Here is an 18,267-nt window from a genome sequence, read left to right as displayed (position 1 = left end):
TCGAGCAAGACGGCGGTTTTTTTGCGAGAGCGTTTGCGTGCGTGCGCGGCCCGAAGTTTCTGAAATGTACGCGCGAAACGCTCGGCCAGATCGAGCAAACCCTGTGCCGAACGATGCATCGTGTTGCATATGTGAGACCTTTTAGCCACGTTTTAGCGACGTTTTGCATCCCGACGAATTTCGTCGCTCGACAAAACGCGCATCGGCAATTTATAACGACCCACTGCCATGCCGCACTGCGTCGAAGCGCGGCACAATACGAGAACGCTGTTTCGCGGCTCCTGGCGGGCAGCGGGCAGACAGGCGCCCGCTTTGTCGCAAACGCGCGCACGGGTGAAAAGCGCCTTGCAGGACGAGCGATTGATCAGACCGAACGCTTCGCCACAGAGAATCAAAACATGAACAACGTCCTGAGTATCCAGTCCCATGTGGTGTTCGGCCACGCGGGTAACAGCGCGGCCGTGTTTCCCATACGCCGTCTCGGCGTCAACGTGTGGCCGCTGAACACCGTGCAGTTTTCCAATCACACGCAGTACGGGCGCTGGACCGGCGAGGTGTTCGCTTCCTCGGAACTGGAAGACATCATCGACGGAATCGGGGCGATCGGCGTGCTGGCGCGCTGCAACGCGGTGCTGTCGGGCTATCTCGGCGCGCCGGAGCAGGGCCGGGCGGTCGTCGAAATCGTCAGGACGGTGAAGGCGGTGAATCCGCGCGCGCTGTTTTTCTGCGATCCGGTGATGGGCACGACCGGCGGTTGCATCGTCGCGCCCGGCATCGAGGATTTCCTCGTGACGACCATGCCCGAAGTCGCCGACGCGATGATGCCCAATCACATCGAGCTGGAAAAGCTGGCCGGGCGTCCGATCGAAACGGTGGAAGAAGCCGTCGATGCGTGCCGCGAGATCATCGCGCGCGGGCCGCGCACGATTCTCGTCAAGCATCTGCTGGATCGCAACAGTCGCGCCGATACCTTCAACATGCTGGCCGTCAGCCCGAGCGAGGCGTGGTTCGCGCAGCGTCCGTTGTATCCGTTCGCGCGTCAGCCGGTGGGCGTCGGCGATCTGACGAGCGCGGTGTTCGTCGCGCGCACGCTGCTGGGCGATTCCCTGCGCAACGCGCTCGAACATACGCTCGCCGCCGTCAATGCGGTCGTCAAGGCGACTTATGAAGCCGGTCGCTACGAACTCGAAATCGTCGCGTCGCAGGACGAGATCGCCAAGCCGACGGACCGATTTCCCGCTATTCGGGTCATGGGCGTCGAGACCGAGAAGCGCCGGTAACGCGTTCCGTTTGTTTGTAATTAGCAAATCCGTTCGCTGTTGACAAACGGAGGGTCCGCGTCGATCATCGTTTCATTCGAAAAAACATGGGTGAGACACCGACATGGCCAAGGCATTCGCATCGCAGGCGGACCTCGAAGAGAAGCAGGTCACGTTCACGCAACTCTCCGAGAACGCCTACGCCTACACGACGGAAGGCGATCCCAACTCGGGCGTGATCATCGGCGACGACGGCGTGCTGATCGTCGATACCACCGCGACGCCCGCGATGGCGCAGGACCTCATCGCGAAAATCCGCAGCGTCACCGACAAACCGATCAAATACGTCGTGCTCTCGCACTATCACGCGGTGCGCGTGCTCGGCGCGTCGGCGTATTTCGCGGAAAGCGCGCAGCAGATCATCGCGAGCCGCGGCACGTATGAGATGATCGTCGAGCGCGGCGAGGCCGACATGAAGTCGGAAATCGAGCGCTTTCCGCGCCTGTTCGCGGGCGTCGAAACCGTGCCGGGCCTGACCGGCCGACGCTCGTGTTCGAGCGCGAGATCACGCTATGGCTCGGCAAGCTCGAAGTCAGGATCGCGCATCTCGGCGCGGGTCATACGAAGGGCGACACGGTCGTCTGGTTGCCATCGCAAAAAGTGCTGTTCTCCGGCGATCTGGTCGAATACGAAGCCGCCTGTTATTGCGGCGACGCGCAGCTCGAACAATGGCCCGCGACGCTGGAAGCCCTGCGCGCGCTCGACGCGCAAAAGCTCGTGCCGGGACGCGGCCCCGCGCTGCTGAATCCGGCCGACGTCAACCGTGGCCTCGATTACACGAAAGATTTCGTCACGACGCTGCTGCAGGCCGGCCGCGAGGCCGTCGCGCAAAAGCTCGATCTGAAAGGCGCGATGGCGCTCACCCGCAAATCGATGGATCCGAAGTTCGGCCATGTGTTCATCTACGAGCATTGCTTGCCGTTCGACGTATCGCGCGCGTATGACGAGGCGAGCGGCATCGCGCATCCGCGTATCTGGACGGCCGAACGCGATAAGGACATGTGGGCGGCGTTGCAGGATTGAGGCGTCGATTCACGCGCCGCCAGTCAGCGCCAGCCGCTGAAAAAACAGCAGATCGAGTTCCGGCGCACGGCCCGTCAGGGACGTCAGCAATGCATGCGCTTGCCCGCGATGGTGCGTCTGATGATTGAACCAGTGCGCGAGCGCGGGCATCAGCGGTTGCGTGAACAGCTCGGGTGTCGTTACGCGCTTGTAGCTGATGGTGCCTGCCAGCGCTTGCGGCGTGAGCGCCGTGACGTATCGTTCGATGCGTGAGTCCTCCTCGCGGCGCTCGGCATCCAGCTCGGCGAAGGTATCGAAGACGATCGTGTCGAGGCGTTCGGGCGGCGTGCCTTCGCCCGTACAACGATGCATCCAGACGCGATCCGTCACGAGCAGATGATTCAGCGTGCCGTGCACGGACTTGAAGAACGCACCGCGATCCGCCCGATAGTCGGCATCGGGCAGCGCACCTGCCGCGTCGTAAAGGCGCGCGTTCGCCCAGGTATTGTAGCGCGCGAACATGTCGAAATGCGATTTCAGTAGGTCTTGCATGGCCGGTCTCCGTCGTGACGAGCGTGCGAAGTCCGTATGATGCGCCATCGCGTTACCAGCCTCGGCAAAAAAAAACCGCCCGAGGGGAGTGGGCGGCGAGAGTGCGTCCGGTTGCGAGACTTCCCGGTCGGGGACGGACACTGAGGAGACAAGGCAACGAAGGCAGTATCGCAAAGCTCCGGATCGCGCTCAATCTTCAAAGCGAAGCAGTGTATTTCAGGCGGCTTATGACTCAACTGTCCGTAACCGTCAGTAATCCGAACCGGAACAGTGCGACGAAACGTTGCATTTTGGGACTATTCGCGGGCAAATCGCTACTTTTACGCGCCTTGTTTCGGCTAGACTTTCGGCTGCGTCATTCTGCCGTTCGTTCATGTCTTCGTTTCATCCCACTGCTTACACTTCCGCCGCCGATGCCCTCGCGGCCGCGCTTCGCATTCGCGAGTCCGGCGACTGGTCCGCGCTCGAGCGTTTCTGTATCGACGCCTTGCAGCACTTTCCGCACGATATCGAACTGAGCTGGCAACTCAGTCATTGTCACTGGCTGCGATACGACGGCGCAGCGTCGGAAGCGGTCATGCGCGCGTGCCTCGCACATCATCCGGAGAGCGCGCAAGTCAAGCATGCCATCGCGTTCTATTTGCTCGAGCAGGCGCGTTACAACGAAGCGGAAGCGATGTATCGCGAGTCGTCGGCGCTCGATCCCGAGCAAATGGGCGTCGCGCTCGATCTCGCCGATCTCGAATTGCGTCGCGGCGCATGGCGCGATGGCTGGACGCGCTTTCTGCGTCGTCTGGATCGGACGCGCGACACGTCGAGCGTCGTGCGCGTCATGGAAGCGCTGGCGCCGCGCTGGCGTGGCGAGCCGCTCGCGGGCAAACGCATTGTCGTGTATAGCGAACTCGGTCTCGGCGACGATCTTCAGTTCGTGCGGCTTTATCCGCGCTTCGCGGCGGCGGTTAAGCAGTTGGGCGCTCAGCCGCTGCTCGCGGTGCGTGCGCCGTTGCAGCCGCTGATCGAGCGCTTCGTGCCGGATTGCGTCACGGTCGAGACGCACGATTTCGATGCCATCGACTTTACGATCGGCATGATGAGCATGCCGTACTGGCTCGGCCTGTCGCCAGCGGAGATCGACGGCCGTCCGTATCTCGATGCCGAGCCGTCGCTCGTGCAGACGTGGCGCGATCGTCTTGCGGACGATGGTCGCGAGAGGCTGCGCGTGGGTATCGTCTGGGCGGGCAGTCCGACGCATCGGCGCGATTCCCAACGCAGCATTCCCGTGGATGCGCTCGCCCCGCTGTGGCAACTTTCCGGCGTGACGTTCTACCCCGTCGCGCCCGGCCGCGATGCCGATATCGCGCGCATGCGCGCGGCAGGCGCGGATATCGTGGATGTCACGCAGCACTATCGCGAGCATTTTCACGATTCCGCCGCGCTCGTCACGGCGCTCGATGCGCTGGTGACCATCGACAGTTCGCCGCTGCATCTCGGCGGCGCGCTCGGCCGGCCCGTTTTGGCGATGATCGATCGCGCGTCGCACTGGTGCTGGGGCACGGGCGAAACGCAGCCGTGGTACGACTCGGTGCGGCTCGTCCGTCAGCAAAAAGCCGGCGACTGGACGCCGGTGGTGGCGCGCGTCGCGGCCGATCTGGCGCAACGCGCGGCAATCAAACGTCGCTGAACGGCATCAGCATTCGTTGGACGGCGTCAGGCGCGGATAACCGGGCTGCGCCGAATCGATCGTCGTGACGCACGCGCCGTCCAGCAGATCGAGCGTGCTGTCGACGTCGCGCTTCGAGCCGTCGTTCAGCTTCACCGTGTAGCGATACACCTTCGTGCTTTGTTCCGGATTCTTCTGGAACAGGCTGGTCAGGTCGAAGCTCAGGCCCGCGCCCGCGCCGCCGCCACTCCAGCCGCTGCCGCCGAAACCGCCGCCGCCCACGCCGAGCGTCGGGCCGGACGAGCCGTTCGCGCTGGTCGTGACCGTCGTCAGATATTGCTTGCCGTTGATGCGGCCGTTCGCGAGTTTTGCGTCGCCCGGCACGGCCGTGGATGCGCCCGGCGCGCTGGCGCAGGCCGCCAGCAAGGAAAACGCGCTTGCCGCGACGATCGCGCGCGCAGCACGCTTCAGTAAGTTCTTGTCCGAATTCATTGCAGCCTTCATATGCCTCTGATTGCGCGAGCCGTGCATCGGCACGCGTCGTGCGCATTCGAGGGAGCCGAACGCGCGGGGCAATGGTGAAGGAAGGCGGTCGCGGATTGAACCAGAACAATCCGATTCACATGGCGACGAACGGCGGCGTTCAGTCTTCCAGCAAAAACTCGACGATGGCCTCGCACACGCGCTCGAACATCTGCGTGCCGGTGACGGTCTGACAACCGCGCGCGCGGGCCGCTTCGATAAACGGCGTGAGCGGCGGCTTGGTCACCACGTCGCCGACGAAGGTCGTCGGCGCGAGCGTGGAAACGTCGAGCGGCAAGGGATCGCCCGGTCGCATGCCGGCCGGCGACGCGTTCACGACGATGTCGTAGCTTTGCGGGTCCGTATCGTCGGAGACGGTGACTGCGCCGTGTCCCAATCCGGCGAGGCGCGAGGCGAGGGCGCCGGTGCGGGCGGCGTCGAAGTCGCGGATCGCGAGCGACGCCACGCCTGCTTCCACGAGCGAAAACCCGATCGCCGATCCCGCGCCGCCCGCGCCGATCAACGACGCGCGTTTGCCTTCGGGCCGGCATCCGGCCGCGCGCAACGCCGCGACCATGCCGACGCCGTCCGATGTGCCGCCGTGCCACGAGCCGTCCGCGTTGCGCTTGAGCATATTGGCCGCGCCGAGGAACGCGGCTTCGTCGGTGAGCGATTTGCAAAATTCGGTCGCCGCGAACTTGTGCGGCACCGTGACGATCACGCCGTCGACGTTCCGTGTAGCCGTCGCGCCCGCGAAATAGGTCGCGAGATCCGCAGGCGCGACGTGCGCGGGAATCACGATGGCGTCGCTGCCTCGCGCGCGCATCGCCGCCGTGACGCCGGCCGGCGATTTCACCTGCGCGATCGGATCGCCGACGATGTGATAGACGCGCGTCGCGCCGCTCAGGCCCGCATCGAGGGAAGCGGAAAAAGCTGTGTCCATGCCTCTTATGTCTCCGTTGTAGTCTCAAAAATCCTGTGTATGAATGCTAGTTGAAAATGGAATAGTGTTCAACAAATACGTGGGCAACTAACGGGCAAAGCTGACTTTCATGGTGAATTGGCGTTTCGGAAACGCGCGTGCGATTCCAATAAACCGCTTGGCAAGCGCAGTATTTGTGGAATATCATTCCAATATCAAAGAACGTTCTAATTCAACGACGCGTTTCGCAGCAACCGCTACGAAGCCGATGGAGCGAAAAGCATGGTGGAGACGCTGGGCAGTCTCGGTCAGAACGAGACATTCGATGTAGTGGTCGTCGGCGCGGGCGGCGCGGGCATGTCGGCGGCGCTGTTTGCGGCCATCGACGACGCGCGTGTGCTGCTGGTCGAAAGCACGGAATACGTCGGCGGCACGACGGCCTACTCGGCGGACACGACGTGGATTCCGGCGTCGAAGCACGCGCCGAGCGTCAATCACGAGGATACTGCCGCGAACGCGGAAGCCTTTCTGACGCGCGCCATCGGCGAGCGCAGCAGCGCGGCGATGCGTCGCGCGTTCCTCGATGCCGGGCCGAAAGCCATCGCGCATATCGAAGCGAATTCGGACGTGAAATATCGCGCGCGCCCGTTTCATCCCGACTATCTGTCCGAAGTGGAAGGCTCGACCTGATGCGGCCGCGCGCTCGAACCCTTGCCTTTCGATGGCCGCAAACTCGGCCTTGCATTCGCGCTGATTCGTCCGCCGATTCCCGAATTCACCGTGCTTGGCGGCATGATGGTCGATCGCGACGACGTGAATCATCTGCTCAACATGACGAAGTCGGCGGCGTCGTTCGCGCATGCGGCGAAGTTGCTCGCGCGGCACGCACGCGATCGCCTGAGTTCGTCGCGCGGCACGCGTCTCGTGATGGGCAACGCGTTGATCGGCCGGCTGCTGTATTCGCTGCTCGACAAGGGCGTGACCGTGCTGACGAGCACGCGCGTCGAGGCGTTGCATGCGGGCGCGAGCGGCATCGACGCCGTGACGCTGCGGCAGATCAACGAGACGCGGCGCATCGCGATGACGGGCGGCGTGATTCTCGCGAGCGGCGGCTTCAACCGGCATCCGCAACGTCGCAAGGATATGTTGCCGGGCGCCGATCCGATGTGGTGTCCCGGCGCGCCCGGGCATACGGGCGGCGCGCAGGATCTCGCGCTTGCCGTGGGCGCGCGTTTCGGTTCGGGCGCGATGTCGAATGCGTTCTGGGCGCCGGTGTCGATCCGCAAGCGAGCCGACGGCACGACCGCCGTGTTTCCGCACTTCATCATGGATCGCGGCAAGCCGGGCATGATCACCGTCGATAAAACCGGCAAGCGCTTTCTCAACGAAAACACGTCGTATCACCTGTTCGGTATCGCGATGCGAAAGGCGGAAGAGGCCACGTATCTTGTAACGGACTCCGAAGGATTGCGTAAGTACGGACTCGGCATGGTGCGTCCGGGCGGAAAAGGCCTCGCGCCGTTTCTCGCCGATGGCTATCTCACGCGCGCCGACACGCTTGATCAGCTCGCGGAACAACTCGGCATCGACAAGACGGGACTCGCGGATAGCGTCGCGCGCATGACGCTTTGCGCAGACCGGCGTCGACGAAGACTTCCAGCGAGGCACGACGGCCTATCAAAACGCCAACGGCGATGCCAACTGGCGCGGCCCGAACAAGTGCCTCGGCCCGATCGGCCGCGCGCCGTTCTACGCGATCCGCCTCTATCCTGGCGATATCGGCGCGGCAACCGGCCTCGTCACCGATACGAACGCGAGCGTGCTGAATCACGACGACCGGCCCATCGGCGGTCTTTACGCCTGCGGCAACGACATGCAATCGGTGATGGGTGGCGTCTATCCGAGGCCGGGCATCACGCTCGGGCCGGGACTGGCCTTCGCGTATCTCGCGGCGCGGCACGCGACGGCGCGCTCGCGCGTCAAGCCTGCCGCGACGACCGCGCCCGTCAAGCTGGACGAACTCACGTACGCGAGCCACAAATGAAACTCGAATGCGATGTTCTGGTGCTCGGGTCCGGCGCGGGCGGCTTGTCGACGGCCGTCACCGCCGCGACGTGCGGCCTGTCCGTAATCGTCTGCGAGAAAGCGGACGTGTTCGGCGGCACGACCGCGTGGTCCGGCGGCTGGATGTGGATTCCGCGCAATCCGCTCGCGACGCGCGCGGGCATCGTCGAGGATACGGAAGCGCCGCGGACATATCTGCAAAGCTAGCTCGGCGCGCATTTCGACGCGGCCAAAGCCGACGCGCTGATCGAACACGGTCCGCGCATGATCGAGTTTTTCGAGCGTCATACGGCGATGCGTTTTATCGACGGCAATCGCATTCCGGATTTTCATACAACGCAGGGCGCGGCGACCGGCGGCCGCTCCGTCTGCGCGATGCCGTTCGACGGACGCGAACTCGGCGCGCTTATCGACAAGCTGCGCGCGCCGCTGGACGAGATGACGATCAAGGGCATGGCGATCGCATCGGGACAGGATCTCGCGCATTTTCTGAACGCGACGCGCAGCGCTCGCTCGGCGTGGCATGTCACGAAGCGCTTGGCCGCGTTCGCGTGGCATGCGCTGCGTCATGGCCGGTCGATGCATCTCGTCAACGGCAATGCGCTGGTCGCGCGCTTGCTCAAGTCGGCCGCCGATCGCGGCGTGCAGTTGAAAACGCGCGCGAACGCCGTCGCGCTGATTCGCGATGGCGAGCGCGTGAGCGGCGCGCGCGTCGAGATCGACGGCGCGATGCACGCGATCGACGCGCGTCGCGGTGTGGTGCTCGCGTGCGGCGGTTATCCGCATGATCCGGCGCGTCAGGCCGCGACGTTCGCCTACACGCCGCACTGGTCCGCCGCGCCTAAAACCAATACCGGCGATGGCATCGGCATTGGCGAGGCGATCGGCGCGCACTTCGACGGCACGCTCGAAGCGGCTGCGGCGTGGGCGCCCGTTTCGCTCGTGCCGAAGGCGGCGGGCGGCGAGGTCGCGTTTCCGCATCTGATCGAGCGCGGCAAGCCCGGTGTGATCGCGGTGACGCGCGCGGGCAGGCGCTTCGCGAACGAGGCATCGTCGTATTACGACTTTGTTTCCGCGCTGCTCGGCACCACGAAACCGGGCGAGGAAGCGTGCGCGTGGCTCGTCTGCGATCATCGTTTTCAGCGGCGCTACGGGCTGGGTTGCGCGAAGCCGTTTCCCTTTCCGTTGGGCAGTCACGAGCGCTCGGGGTATCTGAAGAGCGCGCCGACGCTGGACGCGCTCGCCGCGCTTTGCGGCATCGACGCGCGCGGTCTGAGCGATACCGTCGCGGCCTACAACGCCTACGCGAAAGACGGCTTCGATCCGCAATTTCACAAAGGCTCGACGCCGTACAACCGCGTGCAGGGCGATGCATCGCACGGACCGAACCCGTGTCTCGCGCCGATCGTCGATGGCCCGTTTCACGCGGTCAAGCTCGTGCCCGGCAGCCTCGGCACCTTCACCGGACTCGCCACCGATGCGCGCGCCCGCGTGCTCGACGACGCGCATCGCACGATTCCCGGCCTTTACGCCGTCGGCAACGATGCCGCCAGCATGATGGGCGGACACTATCCCGCGGGCGGCATCACGCTCGGACCCGCGATGACTTTCGGCTATCTCGCCGGCCTCACGCTCGCCGAACCGGCGCGCGCGGACGCAGACGATTTCTCATCATCCACACAGGCAAGGACGCTGCAATGACTCTGTACGACATCGTCACACTCACCGTCAAATTCGGCACCAACGCGCAGGTTTTCCAGAATATCGAGGCGAGCGGCAATCAGCCCGGCTCGACACTGCTCGGCTGCTGGTATTCCGATATCGGCGCGCTCGGCAAGATCATGGTGCTGCGCGGCTTCGAATCGGAGGCGGCGCTGGTGAAGGAGCGCCAGCGTCTGCTGCTCGAAGGCAATCCGTTCGGCTGCGGCGAATTTATTCTCGATGTCGAAGTGAACAGTTACGCGCTGTTTCCGTTTCTGCCGCCGATCGAACCAGCCGTGCACGGCGGCATCTACGAGATGCGCGTCTACGGCACGAAGCTCGCGAGCCTGCGACATACGATCGACGCCTGGGACAACGCCGTGCCGGAGCGCACCAAGCGCTCGCCGCTGATCGGCGCGATGTACGCGCTCGACGGCACCGTGCCGCGCTTTCTGAATATCTGGCCGTACAAGAGCGTCGACGAGCGTTCGCGGATTCGCGCCGAAGCGGTGAAAGACGGCATCTGGCCGCCGAAGGGCGGACCCGCGCATCTGACGACGATGGAATCGACCATCTACGTGCCCGCGCCGTTTTTGCCGCTGCGTTGAGGAGCGCCGCTATGTCACGACGCAAACTGTCTCTCTCCGCGCTGACGGTGCTGGAACTGACGCCGCCGCAGATGGTGGCGTGCGCGGCGCAGGCCGGTTACGACTTCGTCGGGCTGCGCCTGCTGCCGGCGACGGAAACCGAGGTTCGGCACGATATCGTCGGCAAGACGCCGTTGGTGCGCGAAACGCTCGCGGTGCTGAAAGATACCGGCATCGGCGTGCTGGATGCGGAAATCCTGCGTCTGAAGCCGGGCACGACCGTCGCCGATTACGAGCCGATGCTCGTGACCGCCGCCGAGTTCGGCGCGCGTTACGTGCTCGTCGCGGGCAACGATCCCGACGAGTCGCGCATGGCCGAACGGCTCGCGCAGTTGTGCGATCTGGCGCAGCCTTACGGCCTGTCGCCGTCGATCGAGCCGATGCCGTGGACCGACGTGAAAAATCTCGCGCAGGGCGCGCGCATCGTGCAGGCGGCGCGGCGTGCGAATACGGGGCTGATCGTCGATCCGATCCACTTCGACCGCGCCGGCGATTCGCCCGCCGCGTTGCGCGACTTGCCGCGCGAATGGTTCGGCTATCTGCAATTTTGCGATGCCCCAGCCGAGCGTCCGGCCGATCTCGCGACGCTGCTGTATCAGGCGCGCTGCGAACGCGCGATTCCGGGCGAAGGCGGCATCGACCTGGCGGCGATTCTGCGCGCGCTGCCGGACGATTTGCCGCTTTCGATCGAATGTCCGCTGGAGCCGTGGGCCAAAACCGCCGACGCTTTGACGCGCGCCCGCCGCCTTCGCGAAGCGACGCTCGCCGTGCTCGACGCCGCGTACACATCTTGAAGACTAAGCAAGGCAGTTGAATTCCGAAGCGGAACCATGTTCCAATTCCGAATTGGAACTTCGAGAGGTTGAAGATGGCTGGAAATCTTGAGCGCGCGCTGTCGATCATCGAACTGCTGGCGAAGAACGGCGGACGCATGCCGCTCGCGACCATCGCCGATACGCTGAATATTCCGCGCAGCGGCACGCATCGGCTGCTCGCGATGCTGATCGACGAAGGCTACGTTCGTCAGGACGAGGATCACGGCGAGTACATGCTGGCGCTGAAACTGGTGTCGCTGGCGCTGATTTATCTGTCGACGGGCGGCGTGCTCGATGTGTCGCAACCGGTGCTCGACCGGCTCGCGGCGGCATCGGGCGAACTGGCTCGGGTGGGCGTGGTGGAGGACGATCACATTACGTTCGTCGGCAAGGCGCAGGGCGCGAAATCGGGCTTGCGTTACGACCCCGACATGGGCCAGCCGCCGCTGCATTGCACGGCGAGCGGGCAGGCGTGGTTGTCGTCCTTATCGGACGAGGAAGCGCTGGCGCTTGTGTCGAAACAGGGCGGACTCGGCAAGCCGGGTTCGGGCGGGCCGAAAGCGCCGAAGACCATCCAGCAGTTTCTCGCCGATCTGCAAGCCGCGCGCAAGCGTGGCTACGGCATCGCCAGCGAGACCTACGAGGCGGGCATGACGTCGATGGCCGCGCCGATTCATCATCCGGTGACGGGGCGCGTCGTCGGCGTGGTGAGTCTCGCGGGGCCGACCAGCCGTCTGCCGGACGCGCGGCTGAAGGAGCTTGCGCCGGCCTTGCTCGAAGCGGCGTCGGACATGGGCGCGGCGACCTTGAGCTCGCCTTATTTCAAGCGGCCGGCGGCGGTAGCGCAGACGCAAGTCGAAACCGCGCCGGCGAAGGGGCGGCCCAAGCGCGTCAAAGCGGCCTGATGCGATTTTGCCTACGCCGAACGGACGAAGTGACGGGCGGCGATGCCCTGCGCTATGATCGTTTTCATCATGAAACGAGACATTAAGATGACTACGCCGCTCGATCCGATTGTGTCGGAATTTGCTACTGTCGAGGATGCCGAGGCTTATGAGGCGTGGTATCGGGCGAAAATTCAGGACGCGCGCGATCGCCCCGGCCCCTTGATTGCCCATGACGAAGCAATGGCGCGCATTCGCGGCAAGCTTCAGGCCAAGCTGAAGGAACAGGAACGCAAGCAAGCCTGATGCTGAAGATTCGATGGACTACCCAAGCGCTCGATGACCTCGATACCCTGACCGACTACATTGCTGAGGACAACGCGCGTTCGGCAATCGAAATATTCGAGCTGATTCAGAATTGCATTACGCCTGCCACGACGCATCCGCACCTTTTTCGAAGGGGACGCGTGCCGGATACGTTTGAGATCGTCGCGCATCCGAACTATGTCGTCGTTTACGAAATCGTCGACGATTTCATTCAGGTGCTGGGCGTGTTGCACTCCAGGCAGCAGTATCCGAAATAGCGGCGGTGAAGCGAGACGCGCATCAGCGTCCCACCGCACATCCCCGCCCAAACACCCATCCCCATTCCCCGCAGGTGTCCTATCCTTCCGTGATCAAGCCCGCGCCGGAGGCTGATCATGAATGCCGTGCCCATGAGCGCATCGCTGCGCGAAGTCGATACCTTGCCGCGACCGCGCGGCGCGTTGCCGATCATCGGACATATGCTGCAATTGTCGCCACCGACGCGGCATCATCTGGTGCTCGAACGCTGGGCCGCCGAACTCGGCACGCCGTATGTGTTTCGCCTCGGACGCACGCCCATCACGGTGTGGGCCGACACCGAACTCGCGCATACGGTGATGCGCGAACGGCCGCATCGTTATCGACGCTTCGAGCGCATCGAATCGATTCTCGATGAAGTCGGCAGCAACGGGCTCTTTTCCGTCGAAGGCCGCGCGTGGGAATCGCAACGGCGGCTCGTCATGCAGGCGCTGTCGATCAATCACATCAAGGCGTTCTATCCGACGCTCGCGGGCATCACCGAAAGACTGCGCAGCCGATGGGCAAGCGCCGCGCGCGCGGGCCGCGTCGTCAATATGATCGACGAACTGAGGCTGTTCACCGTCGACGTGACCAGCGCGCTGGTCTTCGGCGAAGATCCGAACACGCTGGAAAAAGAGCGCGATCTGATTCAGGAGCACGTCTCGCTGCTCATGCCGATGCTGATGTTCCGTCTCAATGCGCCGTTCGCGTACTGGCACTATGTGCGCTTTCCGCGCGACCGGCGTTTCGATCACGCGATCGCCGAGGTGCATCGTTATGTGCGCGGGCTGATGGCGCGGGCGCGCGAACGGCTGCGCGCGGAAGCGGCGCGCGTCGGCAAATCGGCGGCGCAGGACGGCGAAGCGGAGCCGCCGCGCAATCTGATCGAAGCGATGCTGATTCAGCGCGACGCGCCCGGCTCCGGCATCACCGATGACGAAGTCGCCGCGAATATCCTCACGATGCTGGTCGCGGGCGAAGACACCACGGCGATGGCCATTGCGTGGGGATTGTTGTATCTCGGCAGCGATCAGGCCTTGCAAACGCGCGTCGCGGCACATGCGCGCGGCGTGTTGGGCGATGCATCCGTGTGTCCGAGCTATGCCGCGATGCGCGAGCTCGATCTGTGCGAAGCCGTCTGCACGGAAGCGAGCCGGCTGCATGCGGTGGCGCCGTATCTGTCGTTCGAACCGCTGGAAGAGGTGCGTCTGAACGGCGTGCGTCTGCCGGCCGGCACGAAGATGTTTTTCCTCAACCGCCCCGGCATGATCGATGCGCGGCATTTCGCCGATCCGTCGCGCTACGATCCCGACCGCTGGCTGCACGACAATCGCGAAACGAAGGGCACGCACGACGGACGCGCCTACATGCAGTTCGGCGCGGGGCCGCGCGTCTGCCCGGGACGTCATCTCGCTGTGGTCGAAATGCGCCTCGTCATGTCGATGCTGGCGGCGAATTTCGAGTCGACGCTGATGATCGATCCCGCCGATGTCCACGAAGTCTGCACCTTCGCGACCGGCCCGAACGCCATCCCGATGCGTCTGAAATTACGCGACGTCGGACGCGTTACGCATTAGGTATTAGGCAGAGCGCCGCCGCCGGTCGCCATCCACAGCACTTCGGCGTCTTCCTTGCTGGTGGAAATAGCCGCGTGGCCGGTGCGGCTGTCGAAATACAGACTGTCGCCGGCGTCGAGATGCGTCGGCGCGTAGAGTTCCGAATACAGGCAGACGCTGCCGCTGATTACATACAGAAACTCTTCGCCTTCGTGACGGCCCCAGTCGTCGAAGGCGTCGAGCGTGTGCGCGGAAATGCGGATGCGGAACGGCAGCATTGCCTTGTGCGCGAGTTCGGTCGCGAGCACTTCCATCTGATAGCCGCGATACGCGTGACGCTGACCTTCGTCGCGTCGCGTGAGCGCGCGTCGCCCGTTCGCGCTCGGCGCGGGCGACGTGCCGAACAGTTCGGCGAGATCGATCCGCAAGCCGCGCACGATTTTCTGCAACACGTCGAAAGTCGGCGACATCAGACCGTTTTCGATTTTCGATAAGGCCGAACGCGACACGCCGCACAGGCGGCTCGCGGTTTCGAGCGTCAGATCGTTCGACACGCGCGCGTGCCTGACGCGACGGCCGAGATCGGTCGCGGATTGCTCGGTCGCCGGGCTTAAGCGTGGGCTGCTCATGAGATGCGTCGTGGGTTTTTGTTTCCGATCATAACATCGGCTGTGCGGGCCACCGGATCGGTCCGTCCGCGCAGTGTAGCGCCATCGGATCAAACTCCCGCGTTAGTGACAACTCCGATATTGATCACCGTTGTGGGCATCGGCATCCGCGCGTATAGTGGCCGGACCGCTCAAAGTTTCTGATTGGAAACATCGGCGAACCCGCCGAAGCACTGACAAGGATTCCACCGTGGACGCAAAATCGATTCTCTCCGACCTCGGCATCGCGAGCCTCGCGGACGCCGGCGACATGACGGTCAATTCGCCCATCAGCGGCGCGGTCATCGGCCGCGTGAAACAGCACACCGCCGCCGATGTCGACGCCACGCTCGCCCGCGCCCGCAGCGCCTTCACGCAATGGCGCGACGTGCCAGCGCCGCGCCGTGGCGAACTGGTGCGCCTGCTCGGCCAGAAGCTGCGCGAAAAGAAAGCCGCGCTCGGCCGGCTCGTCTCGCTCGAAGCGGGCAAGATCGTGCAGGAAGGCCTCGGCGAAGTGCAGGAAATGATCGACATTTGCGACTTCGCGGTCGGCCTGTCGCGCCAGCTTTACGGCCTGACGATTGCCTCCGAGCGCCCCGGACACGGCATGGCGGAGACGTGGCATCCGGTCGGCGTGTGCACGGTGATCTCGGCGTTCAATTTCCCGGTCGCTGTGTGGTCGTGGAACGCGGCGCTCGCGCTCGTCTGCGGCAACGCGGTGGTCTGGAAGCCGTCGGAAAAGACGCCGCTCACCGCGCTCGCCGTCGATCGCATTCTGCAGGACGCGCTGGCCGAATTCGGCGATGCGCCCGACGGACTCGCATCGGTCGTCATCGGCGGACGCGAGATCGGTGCGCAGCTGGTCGCGGACAAGCGCTCGGATATCGTCAGCGCGACCGGCAGCTCGGAAATGGGCCGCACGGTGGGCGTCGAAGTGGCGCGGCGTTTCGGCCGCTCGATTCTCGAACTCGGCGGCAATAACGCGGGCATCGTCTCGCAGACGGCCAATCGCGATCTCGCGCTGCGCGGCATCCTGTTCTCGGCGGTCGGCACGGCGGGGCAGCGCTGCACGTCGCTGCGCCGCCTGTTCGTGCACGACAGCATCTACGATGAAACTGTCGCGCGTCTGAAGGAGCTTTACGCGAAGGTGCCGGTCGGCAATCCGCTCGAACAAGGTACGCTGATGGGTCCGCTGATCGACGTGCAAGCGTTCGCGCGCATGCAGGACGCGCTCGAGCAGGCGAAGGGCGAAGGCGGCACGGTGACGGGTGGCGAACGCGTGACCGTGAGCGGCTTCGAAAACGGCTATTACGTGCGTCCGGCGCTGGTCGAAATGTCCGCGCAAAGCGACGTCGTGCTCAAGGAAACCTTCGCGCCGATTCTCTACTTGATGCGCTACACCGATTTCGACGCCGCCATCGCCGCGAACAACGCCTCCGCGCACGGATTGTCGTCGTGCGCGTTCACCACCGATTTGCGCGAAGCCGAGCGCTTCCTGTCGGCGTCGGGCAGCGATTGCGGCATCGCGAACGTGAATATCGGGCCGAGCGGCGCGGAAATCGGCGGCGCGTTCGGCGGCGAGAAGGAAACCGGCGGCGGCCGCGAATCCGGATCGGACGCATGGAAAGGCTATATGCGACGCGCGACCAACACGATCAACTACTCGTCGGCGTTGCCGCTGGCGTAGGGCATCGACTTCAATCTCGGCTGAACTTCGATTGCATAACGAATGACGGGGGCGGCGTGGCTTCTAACGTGGTGATCGTGGGCGGCGGGGTGATCGGCAGTTCGGTGGCGTACTTTCTGCGCGCGGCTGATCCGTCCGTGCAGGTCACGGTGATCGAGCGCGATCCGACTTACGCGCGCTCGTCGTCGGCGCTGTCGGCGGCATCGATCCGGCAGCAGTTTTCCACGCCGCTGTCCGTGTTGATGTCGCTGTACGGCATCGACTTCCTGCGTTCGATCGGCGAACGGCTGGAAGTCGACGGCGAGCGTCCGTCGATCGATCTGCACGAAGGCGGCTATCTGTTTCTCGCGACGCCGCGCGGCGACTCGACGCTGCGCGAGAACCACGCGATGCAGCGCAGCCTCGGCGCGGACGTCACGCTGCTCGATACATCCGGGTTGCGCGCGCGTTTTCCGTGGCTCAACGCCGACGATCTCGCCTCGGGCGTGTTCGGCGAAAGCGGCGAAGGCTGGTTCGACGGCTACGGTCTGGTGCAGGCGCTGCGGCGCAAGGCGCAATCGCTGGGCGCGCGGTATGTGGCGTCGGACGCGGTGGATATCGAGCGCGACGGACGGCGCGTGAGCGGCGTGCGCGCGGCCAACGGCACGACATATCCATGCGACGTCGTCGTCAACGCGGCGGGCGCCTGGTCGCGTCCGGTCGCGGCGATGCTCGGCATCGATCTGCCCGTGCACGCGCGGCGGCGCAGCATTTTCAACGTGTCGTCGCCGGCGCGGCTCGACGGTTGTCCGCTGCTGATCGACCCGACCGGCATGTATTTTCGTCCCGAAGGGCGCGGCTGGATTTGCGGCACGTCGCCATCGGCCGATAACGATCCCGACGACTTGCCGCTCGACGAAGTGGACCACGCGCTGTTCGACGACGTGATCTGGCCGACGCTCGCGCATCGCGTGCCGCAATTCGAGGCGCTGCGCGTCGAGCGATGCTGGTCCGGCTACTACGAATACAACGTGCTCGATCAGAACGCGATCATCGGCGCGCATCCGGACATCGACAATTGCCTGTTCGCGAACGGTTTCAGCGGCCACGGACTGCAACAAGGCCCGGCGACGGGGCGCGGCGTGAGCGAACTGATCCTGCACGGCCGCTACACCACGCTCGATCTTTCCCCGCTCGGCTGGAGCCGCGTGCTGGAAGGGCGGCCGATCGTCGAAAAAAACGTGGTATGAAGAATTGTTGACTTAAGCCTTGCTTATTGAAGCGCTAAGCACAAACAAAAATGCCCGGCGCGATGCCGGGCTTTTTGTTTGCCGCAAAGACTATATGAAACGCGATAACCGGATGGTGGAAAGAATGACCGCGTTGAAAATGCACATTTTTTTCATCATGCGTTCATCAAACGGTGCCGTCCATTAATGAAATCCACTAGGGCCAGTTCGCTGCAACAGGAGCATTCTGGAACTATCGTTCGGATGAACGCATGCGTGACCGCATGATTGAATGGAGACATAAAAATGGACGCCAAAACCGATATGCATTACTACGCCTGGATGGACGACGGCTAAATGCCCGCCGGTGCTGAAGCACCGGTTTGTCATCGCAGCACGCAGGTATCGGGGGAACCACGAATACGTGGCGGAAATCTGCGATCGTTTCGCCGGTGAAAAAGGTGAAGAGGAACGT

At 64.0% G+C, this 18,267-nt stretch carries 15 protein-coding genes and 3 pseudogenes; 13 read left to right on the top strand and 5 right to left on the bottom strand.

Annotated elements, in window-relative coordinates:
* Window positions 1–152 precede the first annotated feature (152 nt).
* Window positions 153–428 carry a hypothetical protein gene (locus BVER_RS31130; RefSeq protein WP_157055907.1) on the bottom strand — a complete coding sequence of 92 codons (276 nt, stop codon included), beginning with the start codon at window positions 426–428 and terminating at the stop codon, window positions 153–155.
* Between BVER_RS31130 and pdxY the strand changes: the two genes are divergently transcribed.
* Both pdxY and BVER_RS03135 read left to right on the top strand, forming a co-directional pair.
* On the top strand, window positions 399–1,280 hold the full coding sequence (gene pdxY / locus BVER_RS03140) for a pyridoxal kinase PdxY (RefSeq protein WP_050452044.1): 882 nt from the start codon (window positions 399–401) through the stop codon (window positions 1,278–1,280). The two genes, BVER_RS31130 and pdxY, sit on opposite strands and share 30 nt — an antisense overlap.
* Window positions 1,281–1,383: 103 nt before the next feature.
* Window positions 1,384–2,342, top strand: a pseudogene (locus BVER_RS03135) (MBL fold metallo-hydrolase).
* A 9-nt stretch (window positions 2,343–2,351) separates the two neighbouring features.
* Here BVER_RS03135 and BVER_RS03130 read toward each other — a convergent pair.
* On the bottom strand, window positions 2,352–2,873 hold the full coding sequence (locus tag BVER_RS03130) for a DinB family protein (protein WP_050452043.1): 522 nt from the start codon (window positions 2,871–2,873) through the stop codon (window positions 2,352–2,354).
* A gap of 373 nt (window positions 2,874–3,246) precedes the next feature.
* Here BVER_RS03130 and BVER_RS03125 point away from each other — a divergent pair, with 373 nt between their 5' ends.
* Entirely contained in the window at window positions 3,247–4,554 is a 1,308-nt protein-coding gene (locus BVER_RS03125; protein ID WP_050452042.1) for a glycosyltransferase family protein, read from the top strand.
* Window positions 4,555–4,560: 6 nt separating this feature from the next.
* Here the strand turns inward: BVER_RS03125 and BVER_RS03120 are convergent, their stop codons facing one another.
* A complete protein-coding gene (locus BVER_RS03120) occupies window positions 4,561–5,025 on the bottom strand; it encodes a hypothetical protein (protein ID WP_050452074.1) in 465 nt (154 codons plus the stop codon).
* A 151-nt stretch (window positions 5,026–5,176) separates the two neighbouring features.
* Window positions 5,177–5,998: a shikimate dehydrogenase family protein gene (locus BVER_RS03115; RefSeq protein WP_050452041.1), complete on the bottom strand. Its 822-nt coding sequence runs from the start codon at window positions 5,996–5,998 to the stop codon at window positions 5,177–5,179.
* Window positions 5,999–6,259: 261 nt separating this feature from the next.
* On the opposite strand from BVER_RS03115, the pseudogene BVER_RS03110 reads away from it, so the two are divergent.
* The 8 genes and pseudogenes from BVER_RS03110 (at window position 6,260) to BVER_RS03075 (ending at window position 14,271) form a co-directional block, all read left to right on the top strand.
* Window positions 6,260–8,021 (top strand): annotated as a pseudogene (locus tag BVER_RS03110) (FAD-dependent oxidoreductase).
* Window positions 8,018–9,742, top strand: a pseudogene (locus BVER_RS03105) (FAD-dependent oxidoreductase). The pseudogenes BVER_RS03110 and BVER_RS03105 overlap by 4 nt, the downstream one beginning before the upstream one ends.
* Window positions 9,739–10,350 carry an NIPSNAP family protein gene (locus BVER_RS03100; protein ID WP_050452040.1) on the top strand — a complete coding sequence of 204 codons (612 nt, stop codon included), beginning with the start codon at window positions 9,739–9,741 and terminating at the stop codon, window positions 10,348–10,350. The pseudogene BVER_RS03105 and the gene BVER_RS03100 overlap by 4 nt, the downstream one beginning before the upstream one ends.
* An 11-nt stretch (window positions 10,351–10,361) precedes the next feature.
* Entirely contained in the window at window positions 10,362–11,183 is an 822-nt protein-coding gene (locus BVER_RS03095; protein ID WP_050452039.1) for a sugar phosphate isomerase/epimerase family protein, read from the top strand.
* Window positions 11,184–11,257: 74 nt separating this feature from the next.
* Complete coding sequence (locus BVER_RS03090) at window positions 11,258–12,109, top strand: IclR family transcriptional regulator (protein ID WP_050452038.1); 852 nt, start codon at window positions 11,258–11,260, stop codon at window positions 12,107–12,109.
* Window positions 12,110–12,196: 87 nt separating this feature from the next.
* Window positions 12,197–12,394, top strand: coding sequence for a type II toxin-antitoxin system RelB family antitoxin (gene relB, locus BVER_RS03085; protein ID WP_050452073.1), 198 nt, complete (start codon window positions 12,197–12,199; stop codon window positions 12,392–12,394).
* On the top strand, window positions 12,394–12,672 hold the full coding sequence (locus tag BVER_RS03080; RefSeq protein ID WP_050452037.1) for a type II toxin-antitoxin system RelE/ParE family toxin: 279 nt from the start codon (window positions 12,394–12,396) through the stop codon (window positions 12,670–12,672). Before relB ends, BVER_RS03080 begins: the two co-directional genes overlap by 1 nt.
* A 117-nt stretch (window positions 12,673–12,789) precedes the next feature.
* Complete coding sequence (locus BVER_RS03075; RefSeq protein WP_050452036.1) at window positions 12,790–14,271, top strand: cytochrome P450; 1,482 nt, start codon at window positions 12,790–12,792, stop codon at window positions 14,269–14,271.
* Here the strand turns inward: BVER_RS03075 and BVER_RS03070 are convergent.
* Entirely contained in the window at window positions 14,268–14,879 is a 612-nt protein-coding gene (locus BVER_RS03070) for a helix-turn-helix domain-containing protein (RefSeq protein WP_050452035.1), read from the bottom strand. The two genes, BVER_RS03075 and BVER_RS03070, sit on opposite strands and share 4 nt — an antisense overlap.
* 229 nt (window positions 14,880–15,108) lie before the next feature.
* Between BVER_RS03070 and amaB the strand changes: the two genes are divergently transcribed.
* The gene (gene amaB / locus BVER_RS03065) at window positions 15,109–16,584 is read left to right on the top strand and encodes an L-piperidine-6-carboxylate dehydrogenase (RefSeq protein ID WP_050452034.1); all 1,476 of its coding nucleotides are present in this window, start codon (window positions 15,109–15,111) and stop codon (window positions 16,582–16,584) included.
* A gap of 56 nt (window positions 16,585–16,640) precedes the next feature.
* Window positions 16,641–17,813, top strand: coding sequence for an NAD(P)/FAD-dependent oxidoreductase (locus tag BVER_RS03060; protein ID WP_050452033.1), 1,173 nt, complete (start codon window positions 16,641–16,643; stop codon window positions 17,811–17,813).
* Window positions 17,814–18,267 lie beyond the last annotated feature (454 nt).

It is taken from the genome of Candidatus Burkholderia verschuerenii, assembly GCF_001189365.1.
Classification (GTDB): Bacteria; Pseudomonadota; Gammaproteobacteria; order Burkholderiales; family Burkholderiaceae; genus Caballeronia; species Caballeronia verschuerenii.
Note: the sequence above shows the minus strand (reverse complement) of the source record. Positions and strands in the feature narration are given on the sequence as shown.

Bases quoted from the DNA above. Each gene is read 5' to 3' on its own strand.
- pdxY (WP_050452044.1), top strand. From the start codon at position 399: ATGAACAACGTCCTGAGTATCCAGTCCCATGTGGTGTTCGGCCACGCG.
- BVER_RS31130 (WP_157055907.1), bottom strand. From the start codon at position 428: ATGGGACTGGATACTCAGGACGTTGTTCATGTTTTGATTCTCTGTGGC.
- BVER_RS03130 (WP_050452043.1), bottom strand. From the start codon at position 2,873: ATGCAAGACCTACTGAAATCGCATTTCGACATGTTCGCGCGCTACAAT.
- BVER_RS03125 (WP_050452042.1), top strand. From the start codon at position 3,247: ATGTCTTCGTTTCATCCCACTGCTTACACTTCCGCCGCCGATGCCCTC.
- BVER_RS03120 (WP_050452074.1), bottom strand. From the start codon at position 5,025: ATGAATTCGGACAAGAACTTACTGAAGCGTGCTGCGCGCGCGATCGTC.
- BVER_RS03115 (WP_050452041.1), bottom strand. From the start codon at position 5,998: ATGGACACAGCTTTTTCCGCTTCCCTCGATGCGGGCCTGAGCGGCGCG.
- BVER_RS03100 (WP_050452040.1), top strand. From the start codon at position 9,739: ATGACTCTGTACGACATCGTCACACTCACCGTCAAATTCGGCACCAAC.
- BVER_RS03095 (WP_050452039.1), top strand. From the start codon at position 10,362: ATGTCACGACGCAAACTGTCTCTCTCCGCGCTGACGGTGCTGGAACTG.
- BVER_RS03090 (WP_050452038.1), top strand. From the start codon at position 11,258: ATGGCTGGAAATCTTGAGCGCGCGCTGTCGATCATCGAACTGCTGGCG.
- relB (WP_050452073.1), top strand. From the start codon at position 12,197: ATGACTACGCCGCTCGATCCGATTGTGTCGGAATTTGCTACTGTCGAG.
- BVER_RS03080 (WP_050452037.1), top strand. From the start codon at position 12,394: ATGCTGAAGATTCGATGGACTACCCAAGCGCTCGATGACCTCGATACC.
- BVER_RS03075 (WP_050452036.1), top strand. From the start codon at position 12,790: ATGAATGCCGTGCCCATGAGCGCATCGCTGCGCGAAGTCGATACCTTG.
- BVER_RS03070 (WP_050452035.1), bottom strand. From the start codon at position 14,879: ATGAGCAGCCCACGCTTAAGCCCGGCGACCGAGCAATCCGCGACCGAT.